The organism is Paenibacillus cineris, from assembly GCF_018333335.1.
GTDB lineage: Bacteria > Bacillota > Bacilli > Paenibacillales > Paenibacillaceae > Paenibacillus_AQ > Paenibacillus_AQ favisporus.
The window spans coordinates 1-296 of the sequence record NZ_BORU01000028.1 but is presented as its reverse complement, the minus strand read 5'-3'; the positions used below and the strand labels follow the sequence as shown (position 1 = coordinate 296).

Here is a 296-nt window from a genome sequence, read left to right as displayed (position 1 = left end):
TCACAGCCCAGCCTTAAAGTGTGCGGATTTGCCTACACACCAGCCTCACTGCTTGGACGAGCATCCATCAGCTCGCGTCACTACCCTCCTGCGTCACCCCATCACTCATAACGGTTTACGGTGGTACAGGAATTTCAACCTGTTGTCCTTCGATTACGCCTGTCGGCCTCACCTTAGGTCCCGACTTACCCTGAGCGGACGAGCCTTCCTCAGGAAACCTTGGGCTTTCGGCGGATCAGATTCTCACTGATCTTTTCGTTACTCATACCGGCATTCTCACTTGTATACGCTCCAGC

General features: G+C 53.7%; 1 rRNA gene. It reads right to left on the bottom strand.

The window, feature by feature from the left end:
* Window positions 1-296: ribosomal RNA gene (locus tag KI379_RS33780) — 23S ribosomal RNA — on the bottom strand; the annotation flags it as partial.